The organism is Micromonospora sp. HNM0581, assembly GCF_012726175.1.
GTDB lineage: Bacteria > Actinomycetota > Actinomycetes > Mycobacteriales > Micromonosporaceae > Micromonospora.
The window spans coordinates 16,120-34,017 of record NZ_JAASAD010000015.1 but is presented as its reverse complement, the minus strand read 5'-3'; the positions used below and the strand labels follow the sequence as shown (position 1 = coordinate 34,017).

The window sequence follows — 17,898 nt, the reverse complement described above, 5'->3', positions numbered from 1 at the left end:
CCGCACCGCCCGGCGGGCCGACGAAGCCGGGCGGGCTTTCTGGCGGGGATCACCTCTCACGGGGGCCTCCGATGTCACCCTCCGCATCTAAGCTCATCATTCCAGGCCGGCGTGCCCAACAGCCTCGACCTTGTCGCGCGGTGAGTTCGAACGCCCCCGGGCCGCACCCATCCTGGTGGGAAGACGACACCGACAACGACGAGGTCCCGGTCGTCGTGTACGCCCAGTCCTGATCACTGCCCGTTGGGGTGGCCGGCAACGGCCTGGCCAGCGATGCAAGCCACGAACATCTGCCAGGCCGCCGGGCCGAAGGTCAGCACCGCGCCGCCGCGTTCCTTGCTGTCCCGGACCGCGACCAGGCCGGGCAAATTGTCGGCCACCTCGACGCAGTTGCCGCCGTTGGTGCTGCTCCGGGTGCTGGTGCGCCACCGGGCGTCGGTCAGCTCCGCCATGACTCCGCCACCTCCGTCAACAATTCGATCGACTGCCGGGGCGGCAACGCCTCACCCTGGATCGCCTCCCAGGAGGCCCGGATCGCCAGCACGTCCTCGGTGTGGTCGATCACCTGACCCTTGAGCTGATCGTCCAGATAGGCCACATCCTCCCCACCGGGAAGGGTAGCCAGCACGAACGCCCCGGCGACACCCGGATACGCACCCACCGAGGCGGGCACCACGTGCAGCCGCACCCGGGCATGCTCGGTGGCCAGCTTGACCAGCCGCCACAGTTGCTCACGCATCACCACCGGCCCACCGACCGGCCGGCGCAGCACGTGCTCGTCCAACACCGTCACGAGCTGCGGCGGTCGCTCGCCGGTGAGCACCGCTTGCCGGGCCAGCCGCGCCTCCACCCGCCGCTCCACCTCCGCGTCGTCGTAGAGGCCGACGCTGCGGAACAGCGCACGGGCGTACGCCGAGGTTTGCAACAACCCCGGCACCACCGTGTTCTCGAACGAGCGCAGCACGGTGGCCTGCCGCTCGTTGGCCTCCCACTCCCGCATCCACTGCGGCGCACCGAGCCGGGCCAGCATCCGGACGAACGCGCCACCGGTGTCGAGCGCACCGTCCACCAGCTCCCAGAAGTTGGGCGGCGGCTTGCGCGCCTCGGTCTCCACCATGGCCACCGTGGACGGCGAATAGTTGATCGCCCGAGCCAGCTCCTCCTGCGTCACCCTGCGCGCCGTCCGCATGTGCCGCAGCTCCTCGATCAGCACCCGCGACCGCTCATCCACCCCGCACCACTCCTCACCAGCACGTCCTGAGTCCTCACCGCCCTCACCGACCGAAACGTCAAACACACAGGGCGATCGATCACCTTCCGACAGTAGTCGCGTGGTGGTCAAACTGTCCCCATCGGAACCGCCCGGATCCGACCCGAAAAGAACGGGCGCAACCGAAGCGGGGCCGTCCGGCACGTCGGCGACGGACGGCCTCGCCTCCAGGAGAGGGTGGGCAGATGACCGCGCGGTTCCACGTACCGCTCCGGCCGCTCTGGCTGTGTCGAGCCTGCGCCGCGCCGTGGCCCTGCGCCACCGCCCGGCTCGCTCTGCTCGCCGAGTACCGGGACAGCCACGTGGCCCTGTCGATCTACCTGGCCGGGATGCTGTACGACGCCGTCGACGACCTGTACCGCCTCAACCCGCACGACGCACCGAAGCCGGCCGCGCTGCACGACCGCTTCCTCGGCTGGGCCGCACCCCGCGCACCCCGCCCACAGCCCACCGACTGACCGCCCGGCCACCCGGTCCGCTCGGCCACCGGGCCGTCGGGCGGTCGGCGGCGACCTGCCGGGCACCCGGCGGGGCGACTGGTCGCCGCTGCGCCAGGGCGACGAGGTGCTGGGTCGGGTGCTGCGTGCACAGACCGACGTCAAGCCGGTGTTCGTCTCGGTCGGCCACCGCACCAGCCTCGACCTGGCGACCACGATCACGCTCGGCCTGAGCCGCCACTACCGCCTTCCCGAGGCGATCCGCCGAGCCGATTTCCTCTCCCGCCAAGCCCTGCGCCGACCGCCAAGCTGAGACGGCAGCATGGTGCCCACGGGTGCGGGCCTCACCGCAGCATCGGGCGGAACATCGACAGATCCGGGTGACGGGTCAGTCGGCGGTGTAGAGACGCGTGGGGTCGACGAGGAGCACGTCGGACCGGTAGCGGCTGGCCGCCCACAGGTCATCGGTGAACCCCGCGCCACTGGCCAGCAGCAACCGGGTGTCCCGGGCGTCCAGACCGGGACGAGCGACGAGCAGGTCTCGCGCCCGGGCGAGCCGGTCCAGGTCAGCCAGGCCCAACGTCCGCCCCCACTTGACTTCGCCGACGGCGAGCAGCGGGCGTGGCCCGTCGCCGAATGGCGGCTCGCCGAGCGCGACGAGGTCCAGTTCCAGACTGGTCCGGCTGACCGGATCGACGAGAACGGCGGGACTCGCCTCGGCGGCGATGCCGCCGAGCGTCTCGGGAGCGGCGAAACGTACTGCCCACTGCCGGACGACCTCTTCGAACGACGGACCGAGCACCGCGCTGGCGTACCGCCGCTGGGAACGTCGCCAGACCTCCGGGCCCCGCCGCTGCTCCAAGGCCGTCCAGGCCGGCCGCATGACCGCCTGATAAAAGGTGATCAAGGGCTCGTTGATGCGGTAGCGGCTACGGCCCCCCCGAACCGCCGAAGCGATTCCGTCGAAGTCGCCTCGGTAGCCCCGAAGTAGAAGCCGCCCGTGGCGCGAGCCAACTCGTACAGCAGGAGGGTCTTCCCTTGCCGGCGGCGTCCGCTGACCACGCCCAACGTGGCGCCGGGCCGTTCGTCGGTGGCGAACCGGGCCAACTCGGCCCACTCGACGTCTCGATCGAAGATCTCCGGAGGCTTGATGAGGTTCACGACCACCATCCCGCAAGATGTATAACCACAGTTATTATAAGTGCAGTTATACATCTTGCGGGTCAGAGGCCGCCGTAGGAGTGCAGGCCCTCGAAGAAGATGTTCACGCCGAAGAGGTTCATCAGCACGGTCAGGAAACCGAGGATGGCCAGCCAGGTCACCACGTTCCGGCGCACGCTCGGCGTGGCGCGGGCGTGCAGGTAGCCCGCGTACACCACCCAGGAGATGAACGCCCAGGTCTCCTTCGGGTCCCAGCCCCACGGGCGACCCCAGGCCGCCTCCGCCCAGATCGCCCCGGCGATCACCGCGAAGGTGAAGATCGGGAACGAGAAAGCGTGCAGCACGAAGGTCAGCCGTTCCAGCCCGGCCGCCGCCGGCAGCCGCCTCGCCAGGGTGTACGGGAAACTGCGTTTGCCGTTCTCGTAACCGGCCCGCATCAGGTACGCCACCGCCGGCACCACCCCCAGCAGGAACAGCCCCGAGGCGAAAACGATCGTCGACACGTGCACGACGAACCAGTACGAGTTGAGCGCCGGCACGAGCGGCACGATCGGCGTGTAGAGCACCAGCTCGGCGGTGGCCACCAACAGCACCATCACCAGCGTCAGGAACAGCCCGAGACGACGCAGGAAAGGCCACTTCACGAGTACGACAAGCCAGGCCGCGACCCCGATGAACGACACCGTGAGCACGAACTCGTACATGTTGCCCCACGGCATCCGCTCCGCGGCGACGCCACGGGCCACCAACGCCACCAGGTGCAGCACAGCGGCCACGGCGGTCAACCCGACGGCGATCCGGCCGCCCAGACTCGCACGCCGCGCGGTACGCCCGGCCCGGCCCGCCGCCACCGTGCTCACCACCGCACCACCGCCCGTGCGACCAGCCACCGGAGTGTCGCCGGCCACCGCCGCGCCGACCAGTTCGCGGGCCGGTGCCGCGACCGCCCCGGCCCGCGAACTGCCGAGGGCGTACTCGACGGCGTGACTGATCATCGCCAGCAGATACACCAGAGTGGCGATCGACACCAGCTGATCGGAGAGTGCGGACATCACTCGGCTCCTTCCCGCGCCCGGACCGGCGCGTCCGGGTCGGTGCCGGCATCACCGGATCGTCCACCGATCGCGGCGACCAGCTGGGCGAACTCGGCCGCGAATCCGGGATGCTCGGTACGCGGCAGACCAGCCACCTCGACCAAGCTACTACCGTCCGTCGGAGATCCTCTGTCGGGGTCAGCTGGGCCGACAGGCAGCAGCCGGACGAACACCCGCCGACGCCTGACGAACAGCGAACCCATCAGCCCCAGCACCAACCCGATGGAGCTGACCAGCAGCAGCATCATGCCCGGGTCGTGACGGACCGACAACACGATGTACCGCTCCGTACCCACGAACTCGACGATGCTCCCGTCGTCGAGTGTCCAGCTCTCGCCGATCCGCAGCTGCTTCGCACCGACCTCGGCGAGCCGGCCGTTTCGTACCTGACGCTCGTCGAGCTGGTAGACCGAACCGGGGATACCGGCGTCGAGGCCCAGATTCCCCCGGTACGCGACCAGATCGAGCAGGGGATTCTGCTCGGTCGGATGCTCGGAACGGACAAACGGCGGCTCCTGCGGCGCGGTCGGCAGGTAGAGCCCGGAAAAGGCGACCTGAAGGTCCGGGTTGCGCACGCCCGTCTCCGGATCGACGTTGGCGTCCGGGAACGCCGCCAAGCCCTCACTGGTCAGCCCGATGTCACCGGTGGTGAGGAACGGCACGGTGCTGGTCTGAATGCCACCGAAACGGTCGGTGTACCTGATCAGCGGAACGTAGCCGTGCCCGAGCAGGTAGACGTTCGCACCATCGAGACGCAGCGGCGAGTTGACCGAAAACTCCTCCTGGCGGGCGGCGCCGCCGTTCTCGTCCACGGTCACCTTCGCGTTGAACGACGACGCCTGCCCGTTCGGTAGGAACCGCGCGTCGAACTCGTCCAGCTGCAGGCAAAACCGGGGCAGGTCGTCACCGACGCGCGGGCCGAGCCGGAACTCGGCGTACTGCTGGCGGGTGTTGCAGAAGACCTGATCCGCCCCGGCCACCAGCAGTCGGTTACCGTGCCAGCCGTACCAGGAGCCGAGCGCCACACCGATCAGCACCAACACCATCGACGTGTGGAAGATCAGGTTGCCGGTCTCCTTCAGATAGCCCTTCTCGGCGGACACCTCGTCACCGCGTACCGCCACCCGCCACCGCCGACGCCGCAGCATCTCGGCCACCGCCGCTGTCCCGCCCTCGGACGCGGGCAGCACCACATGCTGAGGCAGCCGCTCCAGTCGCTTCGGCACGGCCGGCGGGCGGGCCCGCAGCGCCCGCACGTGATCACGCAACCGCGGCGTGATGCACCCGATCAACGAGGTGAACAGCAGCAGGTAGATCGCGGAGAACCAGACCGAACTGAACGCCTCGAACGCGCCCACCCGGTCGAGCAGCGGAGCCAGATCAGGGTTGGCGGTGTAGAAGTCGCGTACGTCCTCCGGGTTGACCCCACGCTGCGGCAGCACCGACCCAGGGATCGCGGCGACCGCGAGCAGGAAAAGCAGCACCAGCGCCGTACGCATGCTGGTCAGCTGCCGCCACGAGTTGCGCAGCAGGGCGAGCAGCGGGTTGCCCCGACGCCGGGGCAACCCGGCCGGAGTAGCGGGCCGGTCGTCGACGGCGGTCATCAGATGCCCACCTCGAAGTTGCCCACGCCGACAGTGGTCTGCAACCAGATCACCACATTGGTCCAGCCGCCGGTGACCAGCGCCAACCCGATCAGGATCAACAGCGCCCCGCCGACCCGGGTCACCCAGCGGCTGTGCCGGCGCACCGTGCGGAAAACCCCGAGCAGCCGGTTGAACCCCAGCCCGAAGACGACGAACGGCAACCCCAACCCGAGGCAGTACGCCACGGCAAGCACCACCGCCCGGTCGGTCTGCCCGCTGGTGGTGGCCATGCCGAGTACCGCGGCCAGGGTCGGTCCGGTGCACGGCACCCAACTCAACGCGAACACGGCACCGAGAACCGGCGCACCGAGCAGACCGGCTGCGGGCAGCCGGTTGATCCGGAACTCCCGCTGGAACCCGGGCAGCACCCCGACGTAGCCCAGCCCGAGAACGACGATGAACCCACCGACAATGATCTCCAGTGTCCGCTCGTGGTCGAAGAAGACCCGGCCGACCCCGCTGAACAGGACCGCGGTGGCCGTGAACACGACGGTGAAGCCGGCGATGAACAACAACGTCCCCGCCAGCACCCGGCCCTGCACCGCCGGAGCAACCCCGGCGCGGCCCCGTACGGCGGTGCCGGTTCCGCCACCCCCCGCACCCGAGGCGTCAGGAAGGTGCCCCACCTCCACCGCAGACGTCGACCGGGTGCCCTTCCCGGCATTTCCGCCTTCGAGGTCGGCGCCGGCCAGGCCGGTGACGTACGACAGGTAACCGGGCATCAACGGCAGCACGCACGGCGACAGGAAACTGACCAGGCCGGCCAGCGCCGCCGCACCCAACGCCAGCAGCAACGGGCCGGACTCGGCGAGTTGACCGAATGTCCCGCCCATCAGCGCTGGCCGGCTGACGCGGACGCCTCGGCGGCGATCCGCTCGACGATGGGTTGCAGCCCCTCCTGCCGGACGGCCGCCCGGATCACAGTGGCGATTCGGCCCTGCCGGTCCAGCACGACCGTGGCCGGGATGGTGTTCGGCGGAATGTCCATGTCGAGGGCGAGCCGGCTACCCGGGTCGAAGATGCTCGGGTAACTGACCCGGCCCTCCTCGAAGGCGATGGCCTTGTCCCGGCTGTCCTGCACATTGATGCCGAGGAAGGTCACCCCGGAGTCCCTCGTCGCCTGGTAGGTGTTCTCCAGGTCGTCCGCCTCGGCGCGGCACGGCGCGCACCAGGAGCCCCAGAAGTTGACAACCACCACGTTGCCCCGCTGCTCAGCCACGTCGTAGGCGCCGCCCCCCAACAGCTCACCGGCGATCGTCGGAGCGGCGGACCGCTGCCCCGGGGCGCACTCGACGATGCCGCCGACGCTGTCACAGTCGGCCGCTCGTACGCCAGTGCAGCCGGTCAAGAGCAACACGGTGGCGAGCAGGCCGGCAGCGAGCCTCCGGAGGCCCATCTCAGGCTCCCTTGGCTGTCCGCGCCGTCGGCGACATCGCCACCAGATGTGCGGCCGGTTCGGAGTAGCCGATACCGACGATCTTGGCGCCGTCGAAGTGGAAGGTGGTGAGCGAGGCCAGCGAACACTGACGACGACGTGGATCGTGCCACAGCCGCTTGCGCTCCACATGGCGACGCAGCGTCCAGATCGGCAACTGGTGCGAGACCAGGACAGCCTCGCGGCCCTCCGCAGCGACCCGGGCTGCGTGCAGCGCGGCGAACATCCGCTCGGCGATCACCCGGTACGCCTCGCCCCACGAGGGGGTGACCGGGTCACGCAGCACCCACCAGTTGCGCGGATCCCGGAAGGACCCGTCGCCCGGTGACACCTTCTTGCCCTCGAACCAGTTGGCGCTCTCAATCAGACGCTCGTCCACGCCGACAGGCAGCCGGAACTGGGCAGCGATCGGCTCGGCGGTCTGCTGGGCGCGTTCCAACGGGCTGGCAGCAACATGCACGACCTCACGTTCAGCGAGCCCCTGTGCAGCGGCCTTGGCCATCTGGACACCGAGTTCGCTGAGGCGGAAACCGGGCAGACGGCCGTAGAGGATACCGCCCGGGTTGTACACCTCACCATGCCGCAGCACATGAACCACAGTCCTGCTCACCGCTGCGCTCCCTGTGTCCGCGACTGCGGGGCTCGCAGAACCGGCTCACTCCTCGCGCTCACGCTACCCCCCGTGACCTGCTGCTGCCGCCGCGTTGGCCGCTGCCGGCAGCGCGCGGGTGATCTGCTCCAGTGCGGCGTCGTCGATCGCCGCCGAGACGAACCAGGACTCGAACGCGCTCGGCGGCAGGTAGACCCCGGCGGCGAGCATCGCGTGGAAGAACGCCTTGAACGCCGGCACCTGCTGAGTGCGGGCACTGTCGTAGTCGACCACGTCAGCATCGGTAAAGAAGATCGAAAACATGTTGCCGGCGTACGACAGGCGGTGTGCGACTCCGGCGGCGGCCAATGCGTCGCTGGCGAGCCTGCCCACCAGGACGGCGGTGTCGTCCAACCTCCGGTAGAGCGCGTCGTCGGCGAGCCTCAGTGTGGTCAGCCCCGCCGCGCAGGCGAGCGGATTTCCGGAGAGGGTGCCGGCCTGGTAGACGGGGCCGGCGGGAGCCAACCGGGACATGATCTCCGCACGCCCGCCGAAGGCCGCCGCAGGCAGGCCACCACCCATGACCTTGCCGTACGTCCACAGGTCCGCCTCGACCGGGTCGAGGCCGTGCCAGCCAGTGCGGGACACCCGGAACCCGGTCATCACCTCGTCGATGATCAGCAGCGCTCCGTGTGCGTGCGCGATCCGGGCCAGCTGGGCGTTGAACCCGTCACGGGGGGCGACCACACCCATGTTGCCCGGCGCGGCCTCGGTTACGACGGCGGCGATGTGCTGGCCCTCGGCAGCGAAGGCGGCCTCGACCGCGGTCACGTCGTTGTAGGGCAGCACGATCGTCTCGCTGGCCGCCGCGCCGGTGACCCCCGGCGAATCGGGCAGGCCGAGAGTGGCCACGCCGGAGCCGGCGGCGGCGAGCAGCGCGTCGACGTGCCCGTGATAGCAGCCGGCGAACTTGATGATCTTCGAGCGGCCGGTGTAGCCGCGGGCCAGGCGAATCGCCGACATGGTCGCCTCGGTACCCGAGTTGACCAGCCGGACCTGCTCGACCGGGGTACGCGCGACTATCTCGCCGGCCAGCTCCACCTCACCAGGGGTGGGCGTACCGAAACTGGTGCCGTGTGCGGCGGCGGCCTGCACGGCGGCGACCACCTCGGGGTGGGCGTGCCCCAGGATCAGCGGCCCCCAGGAGCAGACCAGGTCGACGTAGCGGCGACCGTCCGCGTCGTGGAGCCACGGACCCTCACCTCTGACCATGAAGCGTGGTGTGCCGCCGACCGCCCGGAAGGCACGCACAGGGGAGTTCACCCCGCCCGGCACGATGGCGCAGGCGCGGTCGAACAGGGCCGCTGAGGCCGGTGCTCCGACCGGGTATCGGTCGGATCCGGCGGGGAACACCTCAGTCACGATGTCGCCATTGTGTCAGCGCCCGACGGCGGATCGGCAGCGACCCCGGACCAGGGTTACCAGGCTCACCCCCGGCACGCTGCGCGGGGACCGGCACGCCTCGACAGGCCGGGCGACCGAGATCGCGATAGGCTGGCCCGGTGGATCGTGCCGAACTGTCGATCACCGTACACCGAACAGGCGACGAAGCAGTGCTCCGTCTGGCCGGTGAGATCGACATGCAGACGGCCGCCCAACTGTCGACGGTCGTCAACGAGGTCCTGACCGAGCCCCCGCCCAGGATCGTCCTCGATCTCGGCGGTGTGACGTTCTGCGACTCGCAGGGGCTGGGCACCCTGGTCGTCCTCAGCCGCAAGGCCAGTCACGCCCAGAGCCTGCTCCTCCTGACGAACGTGGGCGACTTCCTGCTCCGTGTCCTGGACATCACCGGCCTTCGCAGCGCCCTGATGATCCGCAACGACACCCCCACCACCTGACCCGTCCCACCCCGTCGACGCCCGTCGATCATGAGTTTGGCGGCCTCGCGAAGATCGTCTACAGCCGCCAAGTCCATGATCAACGGGAGGTGTGGGGTCATTCGGGGGTGGTGCCCCAGCGGGCCTGTTCCAGGAGAGCCACAGCACGGATGCGGGAATCCGGGTCGTCGACACCGCGCAGCAAAGTGGTGGCCTCGTCGACCGCATCGGTGAGCACCCGCCACTGGGCGTCCCGCTCACGCACCATCGCGGACTGCGCCGCCAGTTGGCGGGTCTTGGTCCACAACTCCACGAAGACGGAAACCTTGGCCCGCAGCACCCACGGGTCGAACGGCTTGGTGAGGTAGTCCACCGCGCCTGCCGCATAGCCCCGCAGGGCCAGTTGGGCGTCCCGGTCGGCCGCGGTCAGGAAGATGATCGGAACGTGCCGGGTACGCTCGCGCCGCTTGATGTGGCTGGCCGTCTCGAAACCGTCCATGTCCGGCATCTGGGCGTCCAGCAGGATCACCGCGAAGTCGTCCACGAGCAACTGCTTCAGTGCCGCCTCACCGCTCTCCACGGCAACCGACTGCACCGGCAGTCCCTGGAGGATCGCCTCCAGGGCCATCAGGTTCTCCCGGCGGTCATCGACCAGCAGCGCCTTCGCCATCTGCGTCACGAGCCCTCCTCGGTGCGGCTGCCACTGATCCAGGTACCCATCAGCTCGATCAGCTGGTCCAGGTCGACCGGTTTGGTGATGTAGTCGCTGGCCCCGGCAGTGATCGCGGACTCCCGGTCCCCCGGCATCGCCTTCGCGGTCAGGAACACGATCGGCAGATCCGCGAACCGGTGGTTGCGCCTGATCTGCTTCGTCGTCTCATACCCGTCCTGATCGGGCATCATTGCATCCATCAGGACGATATCGACTTCTGGGTGTTCGGCCAACAGGCGGACCCCGTCGGCGCCGTTGTCGGCGTACAGCACGGTCATCCCGTGCAGTTCGAGTGCGCTGGTCAACGCGAAGACGTTACGCACGTCGTCGTCGACGATCAGCACGGTCGCCCCGTCGAGTTGGCGGGTCCTCGGCGCCTCACGCACCTCAGGCAGCAACTCCATCGGCGGCATCAGCAGCGACGACGGAAGCCCCGCCCGCTGCGGTGACGGTGGGGCCGGTGCCACCACCGCGTCCGGCGCCAACACGTCGGGCAGGTAGAGCGTGAACGTCGAGCCCTGACCGGGCGCCGAGGTGACCGTGATCGTACCTCCGATCAGCCGGGCCAGGTCACGGCTGATCGACAGGCCGAGCCCGGTACCGCCGTAGCGGCGGCTGGTCGTCCCGTCCGCCTGCTGGAAGGCCTCGAAGATCAGCGAAAGCTTGTCGTCGGAGATGCCGATACCGGTGTCGATCACCGTGAAGGCGATGACCTGCCGGGCGTTCGTCAACGCCGGCACGTCGAACACCGCGTGCTCCGGCGCCCGGGAGATGCGCAGGGTCACCGCACCGTTGTCGGTGAACTTGACCGCGTTCGACAGCAGGTTACGCAGGACCTGCTGCAGCCGCTGCGCGTCGGTGACCACGGCCGCCGGCAGATCCCTACCAGTGCGCACCTGGAAGTCGAGGCCCTTCTCCTCCGCCTGCGGGGCGAACGCCTGCTCCACGTAGTTGCAGATCTCGGTGAACCGGACCTCGGTCGGTTCGACGTCCATCCGCCCAGCCTCGATCTTGGACAGGTCCAGAATGTCGTCGATCAGGCGCAACAGGTCCGAGCCGGAGCCATGGATAGTACGGGCGAACTCGATCTGCTTCGGCGTGAGGTTCTGCTCGGAATTCTCCATCAGCAGCCGGGCCAGCAGCAGCAACGAGTTCAACGGCGTACGCAGTTCGTGGCTCATATTCGCCAGGAACTCCGACTTGTACGCCGAGGCGCGCGTGAGCTGCTGCGCCTTGTCCTCCAAACCCAGCCGGGCCAGTTCGATCTCCCGGTTCTGAGTCTCGATGTTCGCCTTCTGCTCCGACAGCAGCTTGGCCTTGTCCTCCAACTCGGCATTCGTCCGTTGCAGCTCCGCAGACTGCTCCTGCAACTCGTGCGCCAGCCGCTGCGACTGGGCGAGCAGTTCCTCCGTACGCCGATTGGCCTGGATGGTGTTGACCGCGACCCCGATGGTGGAGACCAGCCGTTCGAGGAACGACAGGTGCAGTTCGGAGAAGGGCGTGACAGTGGCGAACTCGATCACGCCGAGTAGTTCGCCCTCGAAGAGGACCGGGAGGATCACCAGATCCGCCGGGGGCATGTCGGCCAGCCCGGAGCGCAGCGTGATCCGGCCGTCCGGTACGGCCCCGACCCGGATGGTGCGCCGGGACAGCGCGGCCTGACCGACCAGCCCCTCACCCGGCCCGAAGGTCACGTCATGCCCCCGGGACACGTAGCCGTACGAGGCGGTCAACCGCAGCCGCATCACTCCCTCGGAGTTGTCCACGAGGAAGAAGGCGCCAAGCTGCGCGTCGACGAGTGGAGTGACCTCCTGCATGATCATCCGACAGACCTCGCCGAGGTCCCGCTGACCCTGCAACAGACCGCCGATGCGGGCAAGGTTGGAGTCGAGCCACCCCTGCTCGGCGTTCTTGTGGGTCGTCTCCCGCAGGGTGACGATCATCTGGTTGATGTTGTCCTTCAGCTCGGCGACCTCACCCTGCGCCTTCACCGCGATCCGCTGGGTGAGATCACCCCGGGTCACCGAGGTCGACACCCGGGCGATCGCCCGCAGCTGGGTGGTGAGCGTCGAGGCGAGCTGGTTGACGTTCTCGGTGAGGTCCCGCCAGGTCCCGGAGACCCCCTTGACCTGCGCCTGACCACCGAGCTTGCCCTCGGTACCCACTTCACGGGCGACCCGGGTCACCTCGTCGGCGAACGACGACAACTGGTCCACCATCGTGTTGACGGTGTTCTTCAGCTCCAGGATCTCGCCCTGCGCATCGACCGTGATCTTCTGGGACAGGTCGCCGTTGGCCACCGCCGTGGTGACTGAGGCGATGTTGCGCACCTGGCTGGTCAGGTTCGACGCCATCGAGTTCACATTGTCGGTCAGATCCCGCCAGGTACCGGCGACGCCGCGCACCTGAGCCTGACCACCCAACTTGCCCTCGGTGCCCACCTCGCGGGCCACCCGGGTCACCTCGTCGGCGAACGACGACAACTGATCCACCATCGTGTTCACCGTCGACTTCAACTCCAGGATCTCACCCCGAGCATCCACCGTGATCTTCTGCGAAAGGTCACCCCGGGCCACCGCCGTGGTGACCGGAGCGATGTTGCGCACCTGGGCGGTCAGGTTCGACGCCATCGAGTTCACATTGTCGGTCAGATCCCGCCACGTACCACTGACGCCCTTGACCTGCGCCTGACCACCGAGGTTCCCCTCGGTGCCGACCTCACGCGCCACCCGCGTCACCTCGTCGGCAAACGACGACAACTGATCCACCATCGTGTTCACCGTCGACTTCAACTCCAGGATCTCACCCCGAGCATCCACCGTGATCTTCTGCGAAAGGTCACCCCGAGCCACCGCGGTGGAGACCTGGGAGATGTTGCGGACCTGGCTGGTCAGGTTGCCGGCGAGCTGGTTGACGTTCTCGGTCAGGTCACGCCAGGTGCCGGAGACGCCGCGTACCTGGGCCTGACCGCCGAGCTTGCCCTCGGTGCCGACCTCACGCGCCACCCGCGTCACCTCGTCGGCGAACGACGACAACTGATCCACCATCGTGTTGACGGTGTCCTTGAGTTCGAGGATCTCGCCCTGCGCGGCCACGGTGATCTTCTGGCTCAGGTCACCCCGGGCGACCGCCGTGGAGACCTGAGCGATGTTGCGCACCTGGGCGGTCAGGTTCGACGCCATCGAGTTGACGCTGTCGGTCAGGTCCTTCCAGGTGCCCGCGACACCCGGCACCTCCGCCTGACCGCCCAACTTGCCCTCGGTACCCACCTCACGCGCCACCCGCGTCACCTGTTCGGCGAAGAGGCGCAGCGTGTCGGTGAGCGAGTTCATCGTGTCGGCCAGCTCGGCGACCTCGCCGCGAGCACTGACAGTGATCTTCTGTGAGAGGTCACCCTTGGCCACCGCGGTCGCCACCTGCGAGATCGACCGGACCTGGCCGGTCAGGTTCGACGCCATGGTGTTCACCGAGTCGGTGAGGTCCTTCCAGGTGCCGGCGACCCCGCGGACGTCGGCCTGGCCGCCCAGCTTGCCCTCGGTGCCCACCTCGCGGGCCACCCGGGTCACCTCGTTGGAGAACGACGAAAGCTGGTCGACCATCGTGTTCACCGTGCGGCCGATACGCAGGTACTCACCGCGCAGCGGACGACCGTCGATCTCCAACGCCATGTGCTGGCTCAGGTCGCCGTCGGCGACGGCCACGATGACCCGGGCGATCTCGGTGGTGGGCCGGCCCAGGTCGTCGATGAGCGAGTTGACCGCCCGTTGACCCTCCGCCCAGGAACCGTCCAGCCCCTCCTCGTCCAGGCGCTCGGTGAGTCGACCGTCGCGTCCCACGACCCGACTGATCCGGCGCAGGTCCAGGTGCTGCCGCTCCTGGAGCGACACCACGTCGTTGAAGGCGTCCGCCACCTCACCGGCCGCGCCCGAGCGCCGGGGCAACCGCACCTTGAGGTCACCGACACGGACCCGCCGTAGCGCCTCCGCCAGCTCGGTGAGGACCGCCTCGTGGTCGGCGGCGGAAGTCTCCGCGGTCACCGACTGTTTCGCCGTGGTCATCATTCCTCGCTCACCTCGGGGTCCACCGGCTCCCACCGGCCACTCCATCATTGTCCCCGTGACCTCGAAAACGCCACGGCACGGCGCCGCCCGACGGCAAACATCCGGTGGTGATCAGCTTGGCACCGGCGGCGTGTCGGTGGAGGATACGAGGGTGTCAGCGGAGGTAGGGCCCGCGGCGAAGACGGGCCCAGACGAGCACGTTCGGCGCGTCCGGCTTCCCGCCGACCGCCGTACGCCGGCTGCCGCGCGTGCGGTCGTCCGGTCGGTGCTCGCGGAGGCAGACCTCGACGAACTGCTCAACGAGGCACTTCTGTTGACCACCGAGCTGTCCACGAACGCGGTAGAACACGCCCGCACCGAACTGGACATCGAGGTCACCGCGGACGAGACCGGCCTGACCGTGACGGTCTCCGACTTCGCCGCCGGCCCGGTCGACGAGCTGACCGTCGGTGTACGCAACCAGGCCACCGACATCGCCGAGGTCGCCGAACGAGGGCGCGGACTGCTGCTCGTCGACCACTTCGCCAATCGCTGGGGCACCACCTACCTGCGCACCGGCAAGGGCGTGTGGTTCCGGCTGGACCGCACGAAGCCCGAGACGACCGGACCGGCGACGTCCGCGCCGCCGCCGAGCATGGTCCCTACGGGCAACACCGGGCAGACCGCCGTACCCAGCGCCGGTGCGATGAGCGCCCTGATGCAGACCACCCCCGACCCGTACGCCGAGGATCCGCTGCCGGATTTCGCGGCCGGCCTGCTGACCCGGGTGGCGGAAATGATCGGTGCTGCCGGTGGGGTGGTGCGCCTGGATCGCGGTGACGGTCAGGGTGCCCAGATCCTCGCCCGGTACGGCCGCAAACCCCGGGCCGGCAACGATCTGCTTCGGGTGCCGCTCGCGGTGCACCGCCCGTACTCCGGTGAGCTGGAGTTGGACGCCGCGCCCACCGCGTACGCGCAGCCACTCGCGGTGCTTACCGCCGAAAGGCTCTCGCTGCATCTGGAGAACGACCGGCTGCGCCGCGCCGACGTGCGCCGGCAGGCGTGGCTGACGTTCCTCGCCGAGGCCAGCGAACTGCTCGCCCAGTCGCTGGACGTGGAACTGACCATGGCGCTCGTCCCGCAGTTGGTGGTGCCCCGGCTCGGCCAGTGGTGCGCGGTGCACACCACCGACGAGTGGGGGCGGCTCCGGCTCGCAGCGGCCAGTCACGCCGACGAGTCGACTCTTCCGCAGCTGCACGCCACGCTCCGCGAGGCCGGGCCCGACTCCATCCAGGCCCGGCTACGCGAGGCGAGCCGCAACGGCACCCGGACCCCGCTCGGTGCACCGATGGAAGGCTTCGCCGTGCCGTTGATCGCCCGTGGGCAGCGTCTCGGCACGCTGGCAGTCGGCCGGCACCAGCGGCACCGGCAGGATCCGGACGAGATCGCGGTACTGGAGGACGTGGCCCGGCGGGCCGCCCTCGCCATCGAGAACGCCCGCATCCACGCCGAGCGTCGCCGGGTCGCCCACACCCTGCAACAGTCGTTGCTGCCCCCGGTCCTGCCGGTGGTGGAGGGCATCGGCTTCGCCGCCGAGTACGTGCCGACCGGCGGGGACGTCGACGTCGGTGGCGACTTCTACGATGTGGTGCCGCTGCCGGACGGGCGCTGGCTGGTGGTGATCGGCGACGTCTCCGGCAAGGGGGTGCAGGCGGCTGCGGTCACCGGGCTGGTGCGGGACGTGATCCGGGTGCTGGCCGGCGACGGCAAACCACTGCCCGAGGTGCTGGCCCGGCTCAACCAGACGCTTGTCGAGCGGGGTGCGGGCCGCTACTGCACGTTGGCGTTGGCGGCGGTCGGGCCGGGCGACGGTGACCAACTCGACGTCGGGCTGCACCTGGCCGGGCACGACCGGCCGGTGCTGCTGCGCTCCAGCGGCAGCCCGGCGGCCTTCGTCGGCACCGGTGGCACCGCCCTCGGGCTGCTCGACGCGATCGCCTCGCCTACCGCGCAACTCGTCCTCGACCCGGGCGACTGCCTGGTTTTCTACACGGACGGGGTGACCGAGCGACGCCGGGGGCGGGAGCTGTTCGGCACCGGACGCCTGCGTGACGCCGCCGCGCCGCTGGCCGGCTATTCGGCGGATGTGGTGGCGGCCCGGCTGCGATCGACCGCGATCAACTTCTCGGTCGAGGCGCCCCGAGACGACATCGCCATTCTCGTCCTCCGCAACGACGCGATGCCGGACTGAAGCGGTGGCTACAGGCCGCCGGGGAGGCGGCCCGGGGCGAGACGGTGGGTCGGGTCGAGGTGTTGTTTGACGGCGCGTAGCTGGGCAAGGTCGGCTCGCTCGCCCCACAGGTCGACGGTGCGGCGGACGGCCGGCGGGGCGGCCAGCACCACACACCGGCCCTGTCGGGCGAGCAGCACACCACGCACTGCGGCCAGGATCGAGGCGACCCGGCTCGGTGCCGTCGCCCCGGGCAGGGCGGCGTGCACCACGCCGAGCCCGGCCGAGCCGCGTACCGGCACCGGCCCGCCGGCTGCGTCGCGTAGGGCGTAGACGGCCGCGTGCAGGTCGGTGGCCGGCACCTCCAACCGCAGTGCCGTGTCGCCGGGGGCAAAGGGGTAGCTGCGCCACCACGAGGGCGCCGTCCTGGCGACCGTCGACCGGGGACCGAGCAGGGCGACCGACCGGTCGGTACGCTCCGCAACCTCTACCGGACCACCCTCCAGCAGCACCGAAAGTGAGCCGGTGCTCGACCCGGGAGGTGTACGCCCGACCATGGACGGGTGCGACGTCATCGACTCGGCGCGACGGTCCCGGGGGCGGCTGCCGGTGCTGGCCGGCAGATCCAACTCGATCGCGGCCGGGTCGAGCCGGGCGGCGAGCACCGTCCGGATCAGATCGTGCACCTCCAGCGGGGTCCACACCGGTCGGGTCACCCAGACCCGGACCGCCGGCACCGCCTGTACCCGCAGCGTCGCGCTCACCAGTACGGCGAGTGCTCCCTCCGAGCCGCACAACAGCCGCGCCTCGGCCAGCCCGGCCGCCCCGCCGCCCGCCTCGGCTAGCTCACCGTCAGCCGTCAGGTAGCGCAGGCCGACAAGCTGGTCGCAGGCGCTTCCGTGCCGGTGACGCAGCGGGCCGGCCTCGTCCGCCGCGAGCACCCCACCGAGGGTCGCGCCCGGTGAGGGTGCGTCCACCGCGAGCCGCCGACCGGTGCGCTCCAGAGTGGCCTGCACCGCACGCAGCGGGGTACCGGAACCGATCTCGGCCGTGCCCCAGTCTGGCGGCTGGTGACCGATGCCGGCCAGTCTCCCGGTGTCGAGCATGATGTCGACCCGTTCGGGCGGCGCACCCCAGTCGATCTTCGTGCCCGCTCCTCGGGGCACCACGCTCAGGTCGTGCCGGGCGGCCAGCCGGAGGATCTGTGCGGCGGCGTGCGGACCACCGGGCACCGCCACCCAACGGGCCGTGCTTCCGGCCACCTCGTCGGCGGGGCCGGCGAGGCGGGCGAAGCGCGGCCCGCAGATCTCGGTCAGCCGACGGGTGATGTCGCGGGCACCGGACGTGCCGGCGGAAGGGGGTGCCACCATACCCGTGATCGTACATGTGTTCGAAGGATCGGGTGGG

General features: G+C 69.6%; 16 protein-coding genes and 1 pseudogene. 4 read left to right on the top strand and 13 right to left on the bottom strand.

Annotation, left to right across the window (positions count from 1 at the left end; genetic code table 11):
* Positions 1-233 precede the first annotated feature (233 nt).
* Together HCA58_RS17660 and HCA58_RS17655 are read right to left on the bottom strand one after the other, a co-directional pair.
* Positions 234-452 (bottom strand): DUF397 domain-containing protein, encoded by a 219-nt coding sequence (locus HCA58_RS17660; protein ID WP_169598946.1) that lies wholly within the window; start codon positions 450-452, stop codon positions 234-236.
* Entirely contained in the window at positions 440-1,231 is a 792-nt protein-coding gene (locus HCA58_RS17655; protein WP_346776031.1) for a helix-turn-helix transcriptional regulator, read from the bottom strand. The genes HCA58_RS17660 and HCA58_RS17655 overlap by 13 nt, the downstream gene beginning before the upstream one ends.
* Before the next feature lie 224 nt (positions 1,232-1,455).
* On the opposite strand from HCA58_RS17655, the gene HCA58_RS17650 reads away from it, so the two are divergent.
* Together HCA58_RS17650 and HCA58_RS17645 are read left to right on the top strand one after the other, a co-directional pair.
* The gene (locus HCA58_RS17650) at positions 1,456-1,728 is read left to right on the top strand and encodes a hypothetical protein (protein WP_164446552.1); all 273 of its coding nucleotides are present in this window, start codon (positions 1,456-1,458) and stop codon (positions 1,726-1,728) included.
* A 58-nt stretch (positions 1,729-1,786) separates the two neighbouring features.
* Positions 1,787-2,020 (top strand): annotated as a pseudogene (locus tag HCA58_RS17645) (endonuclease V); the annotation flags it as partial.
* Between the two features lie 75 nt (positions 2,021-2,095).
* Here the strand turns inward: HCA58_RS17645 and HCA58_RS17640 are convergent.
* The 8 genes from HCA58_RS17640 to hemL form a co-directional block, all read right to left on the bottom strand.
* Positions 2,096-2,614, bottom strand: coding sequence for a hypothetical protein (locus HCA58_RS17640; RefSeq protein WP_240956421.1), 519 nt, complete (start codon positions 2,612-2,614; stop codon positions 2,096-2,098).
* On the bottom strand, positions 2,611-2,868 hold the full coding sequence (locus tag HCA58_RS23625; protein ID WP_240956419.1) for a hypothetical protein: 258 nt from the start codon (positions 2,866-2,868) through the stop codon (positions 2,611-2,613). Before HCA58_RS23625 ends, HCA58_RS17640 begins: the two co-directional genes overlap by 4 nt.
* Positions 2,869-2,930: 62 nt before the next feature.
* On the bottom strand, positions 2,931-3,920 hold the full coding sequence (gene ccsB, locus HCA58_RS17635; RefSeq protein WP_169598945.1) for a c-type cytochrome biogenesis protein CcsB: 990 nt from the start codon (positions 3,918-3,920) through the stop codon (positions 2,931-2,933).
* Positions 3,920-5,566, bottom strand: coding sequence for a cytochrome c biogenesis protein ResB (locus HCA58_RS17630; protein ID WP_169598944.1), 1,647 nt, complete (start codon positions 5,564-5,566; stop codon positions 3,920-3,922). The genes ccsB and HCA58_RS17630 overlap by 1 nt, the downstream gene beginning before the upstream one ends.
* Complete coding sequence (locus HCA58_RS17625) at positions 5,566-6,441, bottom strand: cytochrome c biogenesis protein CcdA (RefSeq protein WP_169598943.1); 876 nt, start codon at positions 6,439-6,441, stop codon at positions 5,566-5,568. Before HCA58_RS17625 ends, HCA58_RS17630 begins: the two co-directional genes overlap by 1 nt.
* Positions 6,441-7,004: a TlpA disulfide reductase family protein gene (locus tag HCA58_RS17620; protein ID WP_169598942.1), complete on the bottom strand. Its 564-nt coding sequence runs from the start codon at positions 7,002-7,004 to the stop codon at positions 6,441-6,443. The genes HCA58_RS17625 and HCA58_RS17620 overlap by 1 nt, the downstream gene beginning before the upstream one ends.
* A gap of 1 nt (position 7,005) precedes the next feature.
* Positions 7,006-7,653, bottom strand: coding sequence for a histidine phosphatase family protein (locus HCA58_RS17615; RefSeq protein ID WP_169598941.1), 648 nt, complete (start codon positions 7,651-7,653; stop codon positions 7,006-7,008).
* A gap of 63 nt (positions 7,654-7,716) precedes the next feature.
* The gene (hemL, locus tag HCA58_RS17610; RefSeq protein ID WP_169598940.1) at positions 7,717-9,054 is read right to left on the bottom strand and encodes a glutamate-1-semialdehyde 2,1-aminomutase; all 1,338 of its coding nucleotides are present in this window, start codon (positions 9,052-9,054) and stop codon (positions 7,717-7,719) included.
* A 140-nt stretch (positions 9,055-9,194) separates the two neighbouring features.
* On the opposite strand from hemL, the gene HCA58_RS17605 reads away from it, so the two are divergent.
* Positions 9,195-9,530, top strand: a complete 336-nt coding sequence (locus HCA58_RS17605; protein WP_169598939.1) for an STAS domain-containing protein — start codon at positions 9,195-9,197, stop codon at positions 9,528-9,530.
* A 97-nt stretch (positions 9,531-9,627) separates the two neighbouring features.
* On the opposite strand, the gene HCA58_RS17600 is transcribed toward HCA58_RS17605, so the two are convergent.
* Entirely contained in the window at positions 9,628-10,188 is a 561-nt protein-coding gene (locus HCA58_RS17600) for a response regulator (protein ID WP_169598938.1), read from the bottom strand.
* Entirely contained in the window at positions 10,185-14,279 is a 4,095-nt protein-coding gene (locus HCA58_RS17595; protein ID WP_169598937.1) for a HAMP domain-containing protein, read from the bottom strand. The genes HCA58_RS17600 and HCA58_RS17595 overlap by 4 nt, the downstream gene beginning before the upstream one ends.
* Before the next feature lie 154 nt (positions 14,280-14,433).
* Here HCA58_RS17595 and HCA58_RS17590 point away from each other — a divergent pair, with 154 nt between their 5' ends.
* Positions 14,434-16,512, top strand: a complete 2,079-nt coding sequence (locus HCA58_RS17590) for a SpoIIE family protein phosphatase (protein ID WP_169598936.1) — start codon at positions 14,434-14,436, stop codon at positions 16,510-16,512.
* 8 nt (positions 16,513-16,520) lie between these two features.
* Here HCA58_RS17590 and HCA58_RS17585 read toward each other — a convergent pair whose 3' ends face one another.
* Positions 16,521-17,861 carry an FAD-binding oxidoreductase gene (locus tag HCA58_RS17585; RefSeq protein WP_169598935.1) on the bottom strand — a complete coding sequence of 447 codons (1,341 nt, stop codon included), beginning with the start codon at positions 17,859-17,861 and terminating at the stop codon, positions 16,521-16,523.
* Between the last annotated feature and the right edge of the window lie 37 nt (positions 17,862-17,898).

Bases quoted from the DNA above. Each gene is read 5' to 3' on its own strand.
- HCA58_RS17625 (WP_169598943.1), bottom strand. From the start codon at position 6,441: ATGGGCGGGACATTCGGTCAACTCGCCGAGTCCGGCCCGTTGCTGCTG.
- HCA58_RS17620 (WP_169598942.1), bottom strand. From the start codon at position 7,004: ATGGGCCTCCGGAGGCTCGCTGCCGGCCTGCTCGCCACCGTGTTGCTC.
- HCA58_RS17650 (WP_164446552.1), top strand. From the start codon at position 1,456: ATGACCGCGCGGTTCCACGTACCGCTCCGGCCGCTCTGGCTGTGTCGA.
- ccsB (WP_169598945.1), bottom strand. From the start codon at position 3,920: ATGTCCGCACTCTCCGATCAGCTGGTGTCGATCGCCACTCTGGTGTAT.
- HCA58_RS17585 (WP_169598935.1), bottom strand. From the start codon at position 17,861: ATGGTGGCACCCCCTTCCGCCGGCACGTCCGGTGCCCGCGACATCACC.
- HCA58_RS17595 (WP_169598937.1), bottom strand. From the start codon at position 14,279: ATGACCACGGCGAAACAGTCGGTGACCGCGGAGACTTCCGCCGCCGAC.
- HCA58_RS17630 (WP_169598944.1), bottom strand. From the start codon at position 5,566: ATGACCGCCGTCGACGACCGGCCCGCTACTCCGGCCGGGTTGCCCCGG.
- HCA58_RS17660 (WP_169598946.1), bottom strand. From the start codon at position 452: ATGGCGGAGCTGACCGACGCCCGGTGGCGCACCAGCACCCGGAGCAGC.